Origin of the sequence: Photobacterium rosenbergii (assembly GCF_003026455.1) — a bacterium.
Taxonomy (GTDB): Bacteria; Pseudomonadota; Gammaproteobacteria; order Enterobacterales; family Vibrionaceae; genus Photobacterium; species Photobacterium rosenbergii.
In genome coordinates this window covers 140,534-155,946 of the sequence record NZ_PYMB01000003.1, presented here as the reverse complement: position 1 = coordinate 155,946, position 15,413 = coordinate 140,534, and the positions used below count along the sequence as shown (strand labels likewise).

Below are 15,413 nucleotides of genomic sequence, written 5' to 3'. Positions count from 1 at the left end.
CAGCCGAAACTAGAGCAAGCGACGAAGCAAAGTAGGCAAAATCAAGCTAGCCCCAACTGCCAGTTTGGCGCCTTTGACAGCATTTTGGTACGGCTGCTTTTCAGACGAAGTTAGCACAGCGCCCAAGAGTAAGCCAACCCCTGCCATTTTAATCACTGTCGAAGGAGCACTGAGCGTCATATACCCCCCAGCTGCAGCCACCACCAAACGCTGGAACTGGGTGCATTCAATCTGCAGGCCATGTGCCTCGCGGACAAATTGCTCACAGTTTTGGCTAAATAAGTTATAGGTCCGCCCCAGCTTGGATTTTGCGTAACGCACTGCAGCCCGTGGATACGGCCCACTAATATCACTGACCTCTATCCGGCGCCCTTCAGAAAACTCCAGCTCACTCTCCCTTTCAACCCGACGCCATTTCTTTGAGTTATGAATGACATAACCTCTCCCGTCTGCGATACCGTAGTGCCAATAAGTACTACAACGTATTCTCAATACCGTACCGGCCGGAAAATTTGTGCTTTGCATAAATACGTCTATCCAAGTCGCTATCAGTATCGTAAAGCCTAGCCGTTACTGCGCAATAATGTGAAATTTGTCTCATTTCGGATAAGAACCCATATTATCGGGCTATCATGCGCTTTACCTTGGTCTCTAACTTCCAATCTACCCGAACACTGCTAACATAAAGCAAGACGTCAAAATAATGACATATATCACAATAAATTTTTGACTGGCGATGATTTATTATGATCATAAGAAGTATATTTTTGTTTTTGTTCATAAGTTTCACAATTGGATGTCAATCAATCCCAATGGTTAATCAAGGAGACTTAAGCGCGCAAACCGCTTCTGTTCAATCATTACCAGAAGATGCTGATCATCAATGTGAAGTTGATAAACGTTTGTTTGCAGGCAGCTATATTGCTACAGGCTCAAACCATCACAACTTAGACCAGACTCCTGATATTAACGCGCCAACTTCAAGCCCTGCTGATTTTCATCCAAATATCGCCGCTAGCGACACTTCGGAACAAGCAGAAGATCAAGAGCCTGATCTATGGGACTTACTGGCCAGCGAACTCGACATGAAGGTCCCTAACAATCGTACAATCCGCTATTACAAAAGATGGTATGTCAACAACCCTTACCATGTAGAAAAAGTCACAGCCCGGGCAGAGCCTTTCCTTTATTACATTTACCAGCAGGTCAATGCCCGTGATTTGCCTATTGAGTTGGTACTATTACCTTTCGTCGAAAGTAGTTTTGACCAATTCGCTTACTCCCACAAAGGAGCCGCAGGCCTTTGGCAATTTACAGAGCCTACGGGTAAGACATTCGGGTTAGAAATTATCAAAGGCTATGATGGGCGTCGCGATATTGTTTATTCAACAGATGCAGCCCTTGATCTACTGGAATACCTCTATGATAAATTTGATGGTAACTGGTTGCATGCCATTGCAGCCTATAACACTGGAGGTGGCAGGGTTAGGACGGCCATTAAGCAAAACAAAAAACAAGGCAAGTCGACTGACTTCTGGTCCCTCAAACTTCCCAAGGAAACCCGCCACTACGTTCCTAAACTCCTTGCCATGGCGGATTTGGTTAAGCACCACGGTTATCGCTACGACATCCCGCTTCACTCAATCAAGGCTGAACCGGTATTAGAAGAGATAACCATAAGTCGAAGGGTCAAATTAGGGACTGTGGCAGCCTATTCAGGTTTGTCGAGTAAAGAGCTATACCATTTCAACCCCGGCTATACCGCGGGCTATACCCGCAAAAATAAAGACAATAAAATCTTGATGCCGATGAAGAACAAAACCCAATTCTTCGAGCATAAGAATGCTCGCACTTACGCCAAACAAAACTATGAAGTTTATGATATCCAAGCAGGCGACTCACTGAACCAACTGGCTTACATCAACAACATTTCGGTGGATATCATCAAGCAGGTTAATAACCTCAGCGACGCCACCATTTTTGCGGGTCAAAAGTTATTGATCCCTCATCTAACCAGTAATGACTAGCCTTTAGCTTCTGACATAATTAACAAATGAAAAAAGCCGCAAGCAAAATTACTACGCTTGCGGCTTTTCTAAACTATTCAGTTCGAATTGACAGCTGCCAAGGTTTCTTCCTTCGCGAGCGTGGTGGCTTCAATAGGTGAAATGTTTAAGTGAGTGATTTCAGTTTCTGTTTCGTTGTACTGAGGTGGGATCTGCCCCTCAGGCTCAAGCCAAGCCAAAACCTGTCCTTCAAGCACATTCAGTGTTTTCAAGTCCGACTCATTATGTGACAGCGACAGGCCAATCAATATCCCCGCCATCAGGCACACTGGAGCAACTAAATGTCGAACCACCAAAACACATGCCATTGCCACAACCGAGATTAATGTTGCTAAATAGATGCTCCCGTAGAGATCCGAGTAAAAAGCGATATAAAGAGCAAAAAACTGAAGCAAGGCTCCTAATGATAATACTGCAATTTTCATAGCGTCATCCGTAACTTGGCCTTTTCTGCAAGTATAGACACTCAAAAAATAATACCCGAAATTTTTATGCACTTCCGGCATACGTCATACAAATTGACAGTGTGCACAATTCTTTCAATTAATGCTTCAAATATAAGAAATTTGATCTATGATGAAAAAGTGAAAAGAAAAACACAAAGATCTTCCAATTGTCATAAAAGGGTAATATATGCAGCACCAAGAAATGATCAATCCAACTCACACAGGCATCATCACTCGTACGGTATTCACTAGCTTGGCATTCATGGTTGTTGGCCTCGTACTCATGTAATCACCTAACGGTAAGTAGCGATGAAACTTTTACTATTAAAGCGTTCATTAAAGTAAAAAGGGCATGTTAAAACATGCCCTTTTTGCATCTTTAGCCTTTAAATGGTCTCTAAGTCCACAATCATCTTGTTTTCACTGTTGGCTTTTTCTGGAAGATACACAGTAAACACCGAACCTTTGCCTAGTTCCGACTCAACTTCGATATCGCCGCCTATCCCACTGACAATACCTTGGCTTACCGACAACCCTAAACCCGTACCACTTCTCCTTGTGGTATAGAAAGGATTAAATATCCGCTCTATGTTGTCTTCGCTTATACCACAGCCATGGTCGGTAATCTTTACCACTGCACCAAGGGGCCTACCACCCTCATCCAGCCAGTCTTCTGTATTGACCAACAAGGTGCCTTTGTCATCCATTGCGTGAATGCCGTTCATTTGCAGGTTAACCAATACCTGAAGTAATTGGTGACGATTGACTTCGACACTGCACCGCGCGTTAAGCTCTGTTTTGATTTCGACATCAAATTTCTTGGTACCACTTCTCACCAAGGTCAGGCTTTCCTCAACAATTGGATTCAAATGCTGCCAAGTCACTTCATCTTGGACACCGCCTTGACGACTATACTGCAACAGGCTTCGGGTAATATTGCGGATACGGTCAATCTGCTCATGAATCGCTTCCAGCTCTTCACGAACCCGTTCAGTTTCATCACCCAGTTCAAACTGCATCAATTCGACATTACCCAAAATAACCGCTGTAGGATTGTTAATTTCATGGGCAATGCCTGCCGTCAACTCACCCAGTGCAGCCAACTTTTCATTACTGACCAACTTACTACGGGCCTGGTTTAACAATTTAATGTGCTGTTCAAGTTCCTCGGTCTTCTCCCTAAGGCTTTGAGTACGCCTTTGTACTTTATCTTCAAGCTGCAAGGAGGCCTGTTTAATCACTTCATTGCGCTGATTTAACTGGTCGAGCATGGTATCAAACTGCTTACCAAGGATTTGTAGCTCATGGCCCCGCGTTAGATCCAAACAGCCAATTCGGCGATCAAGCCCTAGCTGGATGGCTGAAACGACTTGGTGCATTTTCTCAATCGGCCTGAACAAATCTCTGGCGCCGCGATAGACAATCAACCCGGAAATCAACAGCACTAAAACAATGCCGATACCAAGCTCTACAATATTGGTCAGGTAGATTTTTATCATCGGCCATTCGAGATACCCGGTATAAAGCATTCCAATAATATTGCCGTTATAGTCTTTCAGTGGCTCATAGGCTGAGACATACCAATCATCATAGACAAATGCACGATCGACCCACATCTCCCCCCGCTCTAACACCGACTCTTTCACATCATCAGAAACACGCGTGCCTACAGCCCGACCATTAAGTTGGGCACTATCCAATGGCACATTTGTACTGACACGAATATCACTCATAAACAAAGTGACTGTACCGATACTCCCTTCTGGCAAAGTATCCGACGCGTACACCAAGTCACGGATACGATCGACAAGTTGGGTACTGTTGTTTAGCAATATTCCGCCGTCGACTATCCATTGCAAGTCACCCTGCTGATTGAAAATCGGTATTAAACTTCGGCTGATCAGCCCGTCTGATACCAAGGTGCTTTCACTTAACAGCGGGATCTGTGCTCGTGCGGGAAGATCAGGATGAAGTGCATCTAGCTCATAGGAAGCTAAGCGCTGAAAAAATGTCTGCTCCTGACCTTCTTGTAGTAGATGACGGTTGGCCTTAGGAAACTCACCCAACGCAGAGGCCGGATGGATAACGACAAAATCCAAATCGTACTGGCCCGCCTGTTGTTTGACCCAATCGATCAGTTGACTTTGATCTTCTTTTAGCAAGGTTTGAAATTGATAAGACTCTGTCAAAGAGCCCAAACGCATCCTCTGCTCTTTTTGCAACAGCTCCATGCTGTGATGAGCCACGGCCAAATCAGCCCGCACATTCATCAAAGCATTCTGCCAGGTATAAATCACCGTCCAGTACATCGTCAGGGCAATCAGTGCCAGCAACGTAATAAAAATTGGTACAGAGGTCAGCAAGAGTAGCCGATAACGCACCATAGTCCGAAAACGCCGAACCCAAATCGCAATGCACTGCTTCATAACTGGCCTTATTCTTCTGTTGCCGTTAGGACTTCGTCAGCCCATTCCTTGAATTTACGCTCTAACGTTTTACGCGCTACACCCAACTGCCTTGCCGCCGCCGACTTATTCCCTTCATGGGAATCGACCACTTGCATGATGTGTGCTTTTTCAACTTCCTTGAGTGTCCAATCACTTGGATAGCAGAATGTGGTGTCATCTTCGCTCTGGCAACGGCATGGCTGGGGAAATCCACCTTCAGCCGTCAAGATTTGGTTCTCAGAAGCTTCAACCACATTAGTGACAGTGTCACTTTCGGGATTGGCATTCAAAGGAGCATCGCCCGCCAATTCACGCCAATAATCAGCAGGTGGTTTGCCCAGCAGCAAACAACGCTCCATCATGTTGCGTAACTCACGGATGTTCCCCGGCCAATCATAAGCCTGCATGGCAGCAATATCTTCATGAGTCCAACTGACCGGTTTGGAGCCTAAATCTTTGGCAAGTTGCTGGGTAAAGTGATGCGCCAGCGCAGGAATATCATCAAGGCGATCACGCAACGAAGGGAGCTCGATGGTGAGTACATTAAGGCGGTAATACAAATCACGGCGGAAGCGCCCTTCGGCAACCTCTTCTTTAAGGTTACGGTTAGTTGCCGCTACAATTCGCACATCGACCTGCACTTCACGTTCAGCACCCACTGGGCGAATGGCTTTTTGTTCTAAGGCACGCAGTAAGGATGACTGCATAGACAATGGCATTTCACCAATTTCATCCAAGAACAATGTACCGTTGTTAGCCACACGGAAAAGACCCTCACGACCCTTTTTCGCACCGGTGAAAGCCCCTGAGACATGGCCAAACAGTTCACTTTCAAGCAAATCAGGCGCAATGGCACCACAGTTTAACGGGACAAACGGGCCACTTCGCTGGCTCAGTTGATGAAGTGCACGAGCAACAAGTTCTTTACCCGTGCCCGACTCACCCTCTACCAGAACGGCTGCTTGTGAAGGGGCTATTTGGGCGATGAGCTTTTTCATTGATAGCGTACTTTGTGCGTCACCAATGATATCAACCGGATAGCTGCGCTCGACATCGCGTTGCAGGGCAAAGTTTTGTCTTTCCATCAAACGACGTTCAATACAGCGCTGTACCGATTGCATCATTTGATCAAGATTGAAAGGTTTGAGAATAAAGTCTGAAGCACCTGCGCGCAGTGCCTTAATTGCTGTTTCTAAGTCGGCATAACCTGTCATGAAGATGACATCGCTGCGGCGTGTTTGCGGGTCAAAAGCCTCATGCCACTCTATGCCTGAACGCCCCGGTAAGTTGATATCAACAATCAACAGGTCAAAATGGCAGCGTTTACGGAGTTCTTCTGCTTCCTCAATGCTTCCAGCAACATCAACTTGTGCATACTGTTTGCTCAAGGCTTTTTTTAGAATGGCACGCATTCCCGGTTCATCATCGACGACCAAAATCGAGACCGCAGACCATGATACTGACGTATTTTCAGACATATAAACTTAAATACATTATGGTTATAGTGGTGGGACATTTTGTCTCACTCTCATTATCTCTGTCAAAGATGTTTCAAAATGTTTTTCAAATAATGTGAAGACTGATAAATATTTTGTTTTAAATCATTATCTTATACACGCACCTAGAGGTATCATACGCAACATGTTCAAGTTGGCATTTGATTTGCTTATTGACTCGCTCATAGCGATGAAGAATATCTCTATTAAGAGAGCTTCGATTCACTTGCGTAAATAAATGACAAAATGACGTTCAGTCAGGAAGACCTATGAAACTATTGAAAACCACTCTTATTGTTTTGGCCCTTGCTTCTTCAGCAGCAATTCAAGCTGCAGAGAATATGACGGTGCGATTGGCAACAACTACCAGTACATATCACTCTGGCCTATTGAATTACCTACTACCTGAGTTTAAAAAAGACACAGGTTACACAGTTGAAGTGCTTGCAGCAGGTACGGGTAAGTCTTTGCGGATGGGTGAAAACGGTGACGTTGACTTAGTGATGACCCACGCACCAAAAGCAGAAGCGACTTTTGTTGAAAAAGGCTTTGGGGTACTGCCACGTAAATTGATGTACAACGACTTTGTCATTGTGGGCCCTAAATCTGACCCTGCCCATATCAGCGAAATCAAAGATGTCACCACTGCGCTAAAAACCATTGCTGATGAGAATGAAACCTTTGTCTCCCGTGGTGATGATTCAGGTACCCATAAGAAAGAGCTGAACCTTTGGGCCCAGACAAAAATGGAACCAAACTTCGGTGGCTATAAAGCAGTTGGCCAAGGTATGGGCCCGACATTGAACATGGCTTCTGAGCTTCAAGCTTACACCATGACTGACCGAGGTACTTGGCTGGCCTACCAGAACAAGCTTGATCTTAAAATTGTCCTGCAGGGTGACTCTCGCCTGTTCAACCCATATCAGGTGATCCTAGTAAACCCAAGCCGTTACCCAGACATTAACTACCAAGGTGCCAAATCTTTCAGTGACTGGTTGGTAAACCCGAAAGCGCAAACCATGATTAACGATTACAAGCGACACGGTGAGCAGCTATTCGTCGCGGATGCTATTGCGCAGTAAATGGATATTTGGCAAACCACTCACCAAGCGATCCAACTGCTGCTTAGCGGTGATACCGCCCTGTGGGGGATCGTTGGTGTTTCATTTTCGGTTTCACTGCTGGCAATAGGCATTGTGCTATTGCCAGCACTGCTGATCAGCTTCGCCCTCGCCTATGGCCGTTTTCCAGGGCGCTGGCTGATTTTGTCCTTATTCAACACCTGCCAATCAATCCCAACGGTGGTCATCGGCCTGTTGCTCTACATGCTTCTGTCTCGAGCTGGGCCTTTGGGTGACTGGAAAATGCTGTTTACCCAGCAGGCAATGATTTTGGGGCAAATGCTTATCTGCTTACCGATTCTGGTATCCATGATGCACGCCGCATTTCAGAACAGTGACAAGCGAGCCTGGGAGACCTCATTAACACTGGGTGCAAGCCTGCCCAGGGCCTTTATGAGCCTGATGTGGGAAAGCCGCTTTCCACTACTGGCTGCTATCATTGCAGCATTTAGCCGAGTGATCACTGAAGTTGGCTGTTCCATGATGGTTGGTGGTAATATCCTCAACTCAACACGGAATATTCCAACTGCAATCGCATTGGAAAGCTCCAAAGGAGCCTTTGCACAAGGTGTTGCCTTAGGAATGGTGCTGCTGATTTTGGCATTAGGACTAAACTTTTTCCTATCTGTTGCGCGTGGCAAAGCCCACCTTCGCACTAACTAAGCCGGAGAATTTGATGACACAACTCTCTATCGAGGCCACAGACCTATCGGTTAGATTCAAAGACCGGCTCTTATTCCATATTCCTAATCTTGTGCTTGGGCCAAGGGATGCCGTCTACCTCAGTGGCGACAACGGAGTGGGGAAAACCACCTTATTAAAGGTCCTCAGTGGTTTGCAGCGCCCATCAACAGGTTCTATCAATATAAACAAACCGTCTATCCTGAGGCGTTTATTCTGCGCCCAATCCAATAATGGCGTTGTTTATATGCATCAAACCCCTTATATGTTTGATGGAACTGTCCTCGATAATGTCTGCTATGGTCTTAAATTCATCGTTCGAGATCGCCGCAACCGACGTACTGAGGCGATCAATGCCCTTCGTATGGTAGGCTTAGAAACATTGGCCGATGAACACATCTCTGTTCTTTCTGGTGGTGAGCGACAACGCGTTGCAATGGCTCGCGCGTGGGTGACTAAACCTGCGGTACTATTGATGGATGAATCCAGTGCCAGCCTTGATCAAGAATCAACCGACAGGCTGGTTGTGTTGTGCAAAGACTTGCTCTCGCGAGGCACTAGCCTTGTAATCACCAGTCACCAAAAGAATGCGCTAACAGAACTGTGCCGTCGCCAATGGACGATTTCAGATTCCCAACTCATTGAACGTGCTGATCTGCAGCTCGTTGACGAGGACAATAATAAATATGCCTACGCCGGATAATACAAGCTGGGTCATTTTGGCTGGCGGCCAAGCCAGCCGGATGGGTGGTAATGACAAAGGACTGGTAACGCTCGCAGGCCGAGCAATGATTGAACATGTCATTGACACCCTTCGCACACAAACTTCTTCGATTACTATCAACGCCAACCGGAACCAAGACACATACCGTCAATATGGTACTGTGTTTGGTGATCACATCAAAAATTACCCGGGGCCTCTTGGCGGTATGCATGCCGCGCTCCACCACCTCGACACTGAATGGGTGGGCTTTGTTCCTTGCGACTGTCCCGCCCTACCAGCAGACCTCGTCGACAGAATGAGCAAAGCTTGTGATAACAATACCGATATTGCTGTCGCTCACGATGGCGAACATATCCAACCGGTTGTCACGCTGGTAAACCGTCGTATCTTGCCAAAACTAGAGCAATTTTTGGAAAATGGCGATCGTAAAATCATCCTGCTTTATCGCCAGTGTAATATGATCACCGTCGATTTCAGTGATAGACCAAATGCCTTCGTCAATCTAAATACGCCAGAAGAACTAGAACAATTCGGACAAGCACTATGAACCCAATTCAATCTTCCCTGCCAATGCTGGGCTTTGCCGCATGGAGCGGAACAGGCAAGACAACGCTACTCGAGGCAATGCTGCCTAAACTTGTTGAACACGGTATCCGTGTCGCGGTAATCAAACACGCACATCATAATTTCGATATCGATAAAGAAGGGAAAGACTCCTACCGCCTGCGCAAGGCAGGCGCAGCGCAAATGCTAATATCTTCTCGCTATCGCCGTGCCATGGTTACCGAAACGCCAGAAGAAGAAGCCACTCTACCCCAACTCATTGCCCAACTTAATCTCAACGAGCTTGATCTGATCTTGGTAGAAGGTTTCAAAAAGCTGAGCTTCCCTAAAATTGAGCTTCATCGCGCAGAAATTGGTAAGCCATGGCTGTTTCCTGAAGATGGCAACATCATTGCGGTCGCGTCAGACACACCTGCTGAGACTGACCTACCAAAACTGGATATCAATGATCTCGACAAACTCACTGCATTCGTCGCTGACTTTACCAACAAACATTCTGGCCAATCACTGAGCTGTAGTGACCTTGACCCATCAGGAATGCTGTCTGTTGCCGAAGGCCGTGATCGTATCCTGAGCCAGATTGTCGCACCTTCTGCCGAGGAAACGGTTGAATTAAAACAAGCATTGGGACAAATTGTCGCAAGTGATATTTTGTCACCCGTCAATGTGCCACAACACACCAATTCCGCGATGGATGGTTACGCCATTCGCAGTGATGATCTAGGCCGAGAAAACTACCAGGTCGTTGCCCAAGTGATGGCTGGCCATTGCTATGACCAGCCTTTGAATCACGGTGAAGCCGTCCGAATTATGACAGGAGCTCCCGTACCGCATAATGCAGATACGATTATAATGCGAGAGCAAGCTAGCCAAGTTGGTGACAGCGTCACCTTTGACTTGGCCATGGGCGCTATCAAAGCAGGACAAAATGTGCGCCAAGCCGGTGAGGACCTTGCTATTGGCCAAGCTGCGGTTCAAGCAGGCACTCAAATCACTGCGCCTGAACTGGGTATGATTGCGTCACTGGGACTGGACTCGGTGATGATAAGACCGCAAGTTAAAGTCGCTATCTTTTCTACCGGTGATGAAGTCCAACATCCAGGCGAAGCGCAGAAGCCAAACTGTATCTACGACTCCAACCGTTACACCCTTCATGCCATGCTTACAAAAGTTGGCTGTGAGGTGATTGATCTTGGCATCATCGAAGATAGTGAACAGGCACTGGAAAGCACCCTAACAACTGCCAGTCAGCAAGCCGATCTGATCTTATCTTCAGGTGGTGTTTCAGTTGGTGATGCGGATTACATCAAGACCGTATTGGATAAACTAGGCCAAATTAATTTCTGGCGTATCAATATGAGACCGGGACGCCCTCTCGCTTTCGGTCATATTGATACCACGCCGTTCTTTGGCCTTCCGGGTAACCCTGTTGCCGTTATGGTTGCGTTCATGCAGTTTGTAGAACCCGCTATCCGCAAGTTGCAAGGTATGATTAATTGGCAAGCACCTTTCTTTACCGCTGTTGCAGAAGAAAAACTGCGCTCCCGCCCTGGCCGCACTGAATACAGCCGAGGGATATTTGGTATTGATGCTAACGGCCGTCTAATAGTAAGAAGTGCTGGCAAGCAAGGCTCTGGCATCCTTCGCTCAATGAGTGAAGCCAACTGTTTGATTGAAATCCTACCTGAGCAACCAGGGGTAGAGATTGGTGAGAAGGTGCGCGTGATCCCGTTGGAAAACCGGATCTAAAGAAAGAGATGATGGTGGTTTGGTCTCTGCACTGTTGAGAACAGTTACAGAGACTACCAACCTGAGAGAGTACGCTGCAATATTATGAGCACTCAGCAAACGGTGTTTAAGCCACCGTTTACTGAGTGCTTATTTTTTGCAGCTTCCGTGCTACTTTATTTTTCCTGAGCTTCTACACGTCTAGAAGATGGTTTATTGTGCTGAGTTCTTGGCATATAGCCCGTACTCAGCATCTTGGAATTGCTCAGATAAAGTAACCCTAGCCATTGTTCGTCAATAATTGACAACCTGTCTGTTCCTTCCTTTCACACCGGCTCTGCGACAAAACTGAACCATTGCTTATCAGAAAGGCAATAAACGACTTTATATCATTATTCGTTAGGATTTGTATGTTATTGTCATCCTTGTCGTTTTCATCAATAGTACAAAATTATGTATTGAGTTGCACTAAAAAAATTTTCGCACGCTATACTTGCTTTCATAAGTGTGACAAATGTAATCAACTATAGTGATTTGGTATAATATTCGACTAATCTCTATACAGTGTTTTGTGTCACTTTCATCTGATTTCTTTTCATCCCTCGCCAGCTACACTGGCTGGACCATTTATAATGAAGATATCAGGTAGAATAGATGACAGTTTAATTAACCCACTATCAGTACGTTAGGCATGTTTCTAGATTCATATTACTTAGAAGAGAATGGTGTATTCAGCTTTACCCGTGAGCAAGCGAGTCACTTTGCAAAAAAAGTCGCTGGCGACTTCAATCCCATTCACGATGAAGATAACAAACGTTTCTGCGTTCCTGGGGATCTTCTGTTTTCTGTTGTTCTTTCCCGCGCGGGCATCAGTAAAAAGATGCGCTTTGAATTTGCAGGCATGATCAACGATGGCATCGGCTTGAAAGCAAAGCATAGTTGCTTCAATGATTTCGCTATTGTCGATGACGCCGATAAAGAGTATCTGCACGTTACTCGTGAAGGTGATATCACCACAGACAAAGCACTTATCGAGCAAGTTACCAAGAGCTATGTACAGTTCTCGGGCATGAACTTCCCACACATCATGGTGCCTTTAATGAAATCTAAAGACATCATGATCAACACAGCGCGCCCATTGGTGATCTATGAGAGCATGGAAATCAGCTTTGACCGATTAGATCTGACCTGCCCTACTGTAGAATTAGCTGAGTCTGAAATTGAAGTAGAAGGTAAACGTGGTAGCGTTACACTGAATTTCCACTTCAAAGAAAATGGTGAAGTGGTCGGTACCGGTCGTAAGCGCATGTTGATGAGTGGCTTGAAACCCTACGATCAAGCCGCAATCGATGATTTAGTTGAGCGCTTCAATGCACGTAAGGCTGAATTCTCTGCCATTGCTGCGTGATTAATGAGTTGTCAGCAACTCAATGATTTATTTATAAAAGCCGTCTTTACGACGGCTTTTTTATTACCTCTTGCCTGTCAGCCACCAGCATGTTCACCGATTGATTGCCCATAAGACCCTATACTTTATGTTGTCATAAAAGTGTGACAACTCATTCCATGATGATGATTTCAGACTAGGTGGAGAAATAATCATGGTTAATCTTCTAAAATCAGCTCTGTGTGTATCAGCAATTCTGTCAACCAGTTTAGTTGCCATTCCGACAATGGCTGAAGACAGCAAGATGTCTGAAGATTTGATGACAGAAAAAATCGGTAGGGCCAAATCTGCCGCTCCAGCTTCAATCAGTGATGAAGCCACCATTGTCGTCGATGGCAAAGTCGTTGTTGAAGGTTCTAATGGCTGGACATGTATGCCTGATACCTTCCCGGATGACGGCATGCCTATGTGTAATGATGCGGTATGGATGGAAATGCTAACAGCAATGATCAACAAGAAAGATTTTACCGCAACAAAAATTGGTATTTCCTACATGCTGCAAGGTGACAGGGGCGCAGGTGTCAGTAACTCAGATCCTTATCACCCTGATCCTAAAAATGCTGATGATTACACCGAAACCGGTCCACATTTAATGATTATTGTACCAAAGGCGATGCTGGAGGGTATTACCGACGACCCTTCTTCTGGTGGGCCATATGTAATGTGGAAAGATACCCCTTATGTTCATATTATGGTGCCAGTTGCTGACAAATAGTCTCGCAATGCCCTTTGAACGAATAAACTCAACCCGGCTCAAAATGCCGGGTTTCTTTACATTAATAGAAACCTATTTAAGCAGACCGCGCGACGGGATGATTTTGCAAGGCATCCATGTATGTTTTACTGCGCATGATCTCTGTTTCTAGATCGAGATGGCGGATGATATAGTTACTGCGTTTTAGCCTTCGGATAACTTGCAAGGCCTGCTGTTTGCTTGATGCATCAACCGTAAGAAGTGCTGCTAAGATCATGCAGTTGATATCAAAAGAATAAGGATAATATTTTTCCACTACGTCCAATGTTATGACTTGAGCTTGCTGTTCACGAGGGGCAAGTTTAGGTAACTTTTTAAGCCAGATATAAACCTTTTGCAGTTTACGATAAGGTTTCGATGCCCACCTGTATAAATCAGAATTTTGCTGTTGAGACTCTAGCGCATTCAGCTTGTTAACAAGGGAAATACATGACTTCATTTCACCGAAAGTTGCCAAAACTCTCAGTGAAACAAGGCTCAAATGCAAACAACATTTTCGCTTACGCATGACATCATTGTGATAGGTGTCTAACGCCATCGCCCTAGCCTTCAGTCCCTTCCCCGCCTTTTTGATATGAAGCGTTTTGAGCATGTTAACTAAAGCAGCAAGTTCTTCACGTTTATCTGCAGGTAAACGCTTGAACAGGCTCCTCAAAACAGGTTCAAACAATGTTCTATATTGGGCTTTACTCACTTGTATGCTTGAAAAAAGAAAGGCTTCTGAAAGCTCAATGGCCAGTTGGCAATAGTCTTCAAGTTTACACGGCATATATTTAAGCCGTTTGGTCAAAACCGATGATAGTGACTCGACTTTTCCTTGATCAACCAAACATCTTACTAGCTCAATAAAAGCCTGTTGGCTGGCCGGATTGGTATCAAACGCTATGTACCTATGCTGGAAAATAGCCTCGATATTATTGAGCTTTTGGTATTCTTCCGCCAAACGGGTGTGCACGATAAAAGGCAGTTCATCCTTCTTTAATAACCATTGCAAAGCCGAAATACTTTTCTTTGGTTCTGGGCAACAATCAGTAAAGTGAATAATGTTGCTTGGCTCTATCAACGCCCTATCATGCTGTTGATATAAGTTGAGAAAATCATTATTCATCTGCTGCTTATAGAGTGATAGCAGTGAAAGATTAAGCAATTGAGGGTTTTTAATCTTGTTTTTGTATTGGCTAACACTTGTCGTGAATTTATCTAAGTTATGTCCAGCACTTTGAAAAACATTTTCATAAAACGCTTTGTGTTTTAATAACCGGTTGAGCAATGTATTAAAGTGCTCATAACTCAATAGTCCAGTAACAACATGGTCAGCATCGAGAGAACGGGCACTGTTGCAATCAAACTCATTTGCTAACTCTGTTAACGCCAGTAAAAAAAGTGGATAGCGCTTAAAGAATGAACAGTTTCTTTTTTCAACAATGTAGTCAGAGACCTTTTTCTGATATTGATATTCATAGTCGATGAAATAGACATCATGAATGTTACGGTTGATTTTAAGCTGATTAAAATCAATAACATCCACATTAACAATGCCTGCTTTAACAAACATTTGCTTTACTTGAAAAGCACGCTCTCTATTTTCGCAGCAAATTAACGCTGACAATTGCGACAATGGGATCATTATAAAAAGACTGTTACCTGACAAGTAAATATATAATCAATATAGCCAATCATTTTGATATGGCAAAAAATGACAAATATATAATTAATAGAAAACCACCTATTAATTTTAATATTAATAACTTAGCACCACAACAGGACAATAAAATGACACTACCATCAACTTTCGACAATTTATTGTCACTACTTTGACTACCCCAATCCATTTCCCTTCACATCATTCATGAAAATACATTGTTGGTTTAATTAGATAATGATTCAACTCACTGAGATATATGTTATTTTGGATGAAATGATTTATGTGACACGCCAC

General features: G+C 44.7%; 13 protein-coding genes. 8 read left to right on the top strand and 5 right to left on the bottom strand.

Translation table 11 applies throughout. The features are described from left to right. Positions 1–9 precede the first annotated feature (9 nt). Entirely contained in the window at positions 10–525 is a 516-nt protein-coding gene (locus C9J01_RS10485) for a lecithin retinol acyltransferase family protein (protein WP_107298098.1), read from the bottom strand. Between the two features lie 287 nt (positions 526–812). On the opposite strand from C9J01_RS10485, the gene C9J01_RS10480 reads away from it, so the two are divergent. Then, on the top strand, positions 813–2,027 hold the full coding sequence (locus C9J01_RS10480) for a transglycosylase SLT domain-containing protein (protein WP_158264522.1): 1,215 nt from the start codon (positions 813–815) through the stop codon (positions 2,025–2,027). A gap of 77 nt (positions 2,028–2,104) precedes the next feature. Here C9J01_RS10480 and C9J01_RS10475 read toward each other — a convergent pair whose 3' ends face one another. From C9J01_RS10475 to C9J01_RS10465, 3 genes are all read right to left on the bottom strand, one after another. After that, positions 2,105–2,491: a hypothetical protein gene (locus C9J01_RS10475; RefSeq protein ID WP_107298096.1), complete on the bottom strand. Its 387-nt coding sequence runs from the start codon at positions 2,489–2,491 to the stop codon at positions 2,105–2,107. A 407-nt stretch (positions 2,492–2,898) separates the two neighbouring features. Beyond that, positions 2,899–4,938, bottom strand: coding sequence for a sensor histidine kinase (locus tag C9J01_RS10470; protein ID WP_237156936.1), 2,040 nt, complete (start codon positions 4,936–4,938; stop codon positions 2,899–2,901). An 8-nt stretch (positions 4,939–4,946) separates the two neighbouring features. Beyond that, positions 4,947–6,437, bottom strand: a complete 1,491-nt coding sequence (locus C9J01_RS10465; RefSeq protein WP_107298094.1) for a sigma-54-dependent transcriptional regulator — start codon at positions 6,435–6,437, stop codon at positions 4,947–4,949. Between the two features lie 287 nt (positions 6,438–6,724). Between C9J01_RS10465 and C9J01_RS10460 the strand changes: the two genes are divergently transcribed. The 7 genes from C9J01_RS10460 (at position 6,725) to C9J01_RS10430 (ending at position 13,435) form a co-directional block, all read left to right on the top strand. Continuing rightward, on the top strand, positions 6,725–7,537 hold the full coding sequence (locus tag C9J01_RS10460; protein WP_107298093.1) for an ABC transporter substrate-binding protein: 813 nt from the start codon (positions 6,725–6,727) through the stop codon (positions 7,535–7,537). Further along, positions 7,538–8,239: an ABC transporter permease gene (locus C9J01_RS10455; protein ID WP_107298092.1), complete on the top strand. Its 702-nt coding sequence runs from the start codon at positions 7,538–7,540 to the stop codon at positions 8,237–8,239. 13 nt (positions 8,240–8,252) lie between these two features. Then, the gene (locus tag C9J01_RS10450; RefSeq protein ID WP_107298091.1) at positions 8,253–8,960 is read left to right on the top strand and encodes an energy-coupling factor ABC transporter ATP-binding protein; all 708 of its coding nucleotides are present in this window, start codon (positions 8,253–8,255) and stop codon (positions 8,958–8,960) included. After that, entirely contained in the window at positions 8,944–9,528 is a 585-nt protein-coding gene (gene mobA / locus C9J01_RS10445; RefSeq protein ID WP_107298090.1) for a molybdenum cofactor guanylyltransferase MobA, read from the top strand. The genes C9J01_RS10450 and mobA overlap by 17 nt, the downstream gene beginning before the upstream one ends. After that, positions 9,525–11,294: a bifunctional molybdopterin-guanine dinucleotide biosynthesis adaptor protein MobB/molybdopterin molybdotransferase MoeA gene (locus C9J01_RS10440; RefSeq protein WP_107298089.1), complete on the top strand. Its 1,770-nt coding sequence runs from the start codon at positions 9,525–9,527 to the stop codon at positions 11,292–11,294. The genes mobA and C9J01_RS10440 overlap by 4 nt, the downstream gene beginning before the upstream one ends. A gap of 670 nt (positions 11,295–11,964) precedes the next feature. Continuing rightward, positions 11,965–12,681, top strand: coding sequence for a DUF3581 domain-containing protein (locus C9J01_RS10435; protein ID WP_107298088.1), 717 nt, complete (start codon positions 11,965–11,967; stop codon positions 12,679–12,681). Between the two features lie 193 nt (positions 12,682–12,874). After that, on the top strand, positions 12,875–13,435 hold the full coding sequence (locus tag C9J01_RS10430) for a hypothetical protein (protein WP_107298087.1): 561 nt from the start codon (positions 12,875–12,877) through the stop codon (positions 13,433–13,435). Between the two features lie 76 nt (positions 13,436–13,511). On the opposite strand, the gene C9J01_RS10425 is transcribed toward C9J01_RS10430, so the two are convergent. Further along, on the bottom strand, positions 13,512–15,029 hold the full coding sequence (locus C9J01_RS10425) for a tetratricopeptide repeat protein (RefSeq protein ID WP_107298086.1): 1,518 nt from the start codon (positions 15,027–15,029) through the stop codon (positions 13,512–13,514). Positions 15,030–15,413 lie beyond the last annotated feature (384 nt).

Bases quoted from the DNA above. Each gene is read 5' to 3' on its own strand.
- C9J01_RS10450 (WP_107298091.1), top strand. From the start codon at position 8,253: ATGACACAACTCTCTATCGAGGCCACAGACCTATCGGTTAGATTCAAA.
- C9J01_RS10455 (WP_107298092.1), top strand. From the start codon at position 7,538: ATGGATATTTGGCAAACCACTCACCAAGCGATCCAACTGCTGCTTAGC.
- C9J01_RS10430 (WP_107298087.1), top strand. From the start codon at position 12,875: ATGGTTAATCTTCTAAAATCAGCTCTGTGTGTATCAGCAATTCTGTCA.
- C9J01_RS10480 (WP_158264522.1), top strand. From the start codon at position 813: ATGGTTAATCAAGGAGACTTAAGCGCGCAAACCGCTTCTGTTCAATCA.
- C9J01_RS10475 (WP_107298096.1), bottom strand. From the start codon at position 2,491: ATGAAAATTGCAGTATTATCATTAGGAGCCTTGCTTCAGTTTTTTGCT.
- C9J01_RS10435 (WP_107298088.1), top strand. From the start codon at position 11,965: ATGTTTCTAGATTCATATTACTTAGAAGAGAATGGTGTATTCAGCTTT.
- C9J01_RS10465 (WP_107298094.1), bottom strand. From the start codon at position 6,437: ATGTCTGAAAATACGTCAGTATCATGGTCTGCGGTCTCGATTTTGGTC.
- C9J01_RS10460 (WP_107298093.1), top strand. From the start codon at position 6,725: ATGAAACTATTGAAAACCACTCTTATTGTTTTGGCCCTTGCTTCTTCA.
- C9J01_RS10440 (WP_107298089.1), top strand. From the start codon at position 9,525: ATGAACCCAATTCAATCTTCCCTGCCAATGCTGGGCTTTGCCGCATGG.
- C9J01_RS10470 (WP_237156936.1), bottom strand. From the start codon at position 4,938: ATGAAGCAGTGCATTGCGATTTGGGTTCGGCGTTTTCGGACTATGGTG.
- mobA (WP_107298090.1), top strand. From the start codon at position 8,944: ATGCCTACGCCGGATAATACAAGCTGGGTCATTTTGGCTGGCGGCCAA.
- C9J01_RS10485 (WP_107298098.1), bottom strand. From the start codon at position 525: ATGCAAAGCACAAATTTTCCGGCCGGTACGGTATTGAGAATACGTTGT.
- C9J01_RS10425 (WP_107298086.1), bottom strand. From the start codon at position 15,029: ATGTTTGTTAAAGCAGGCATTGTTAATGTGGATGTTATTGATTTTAAT.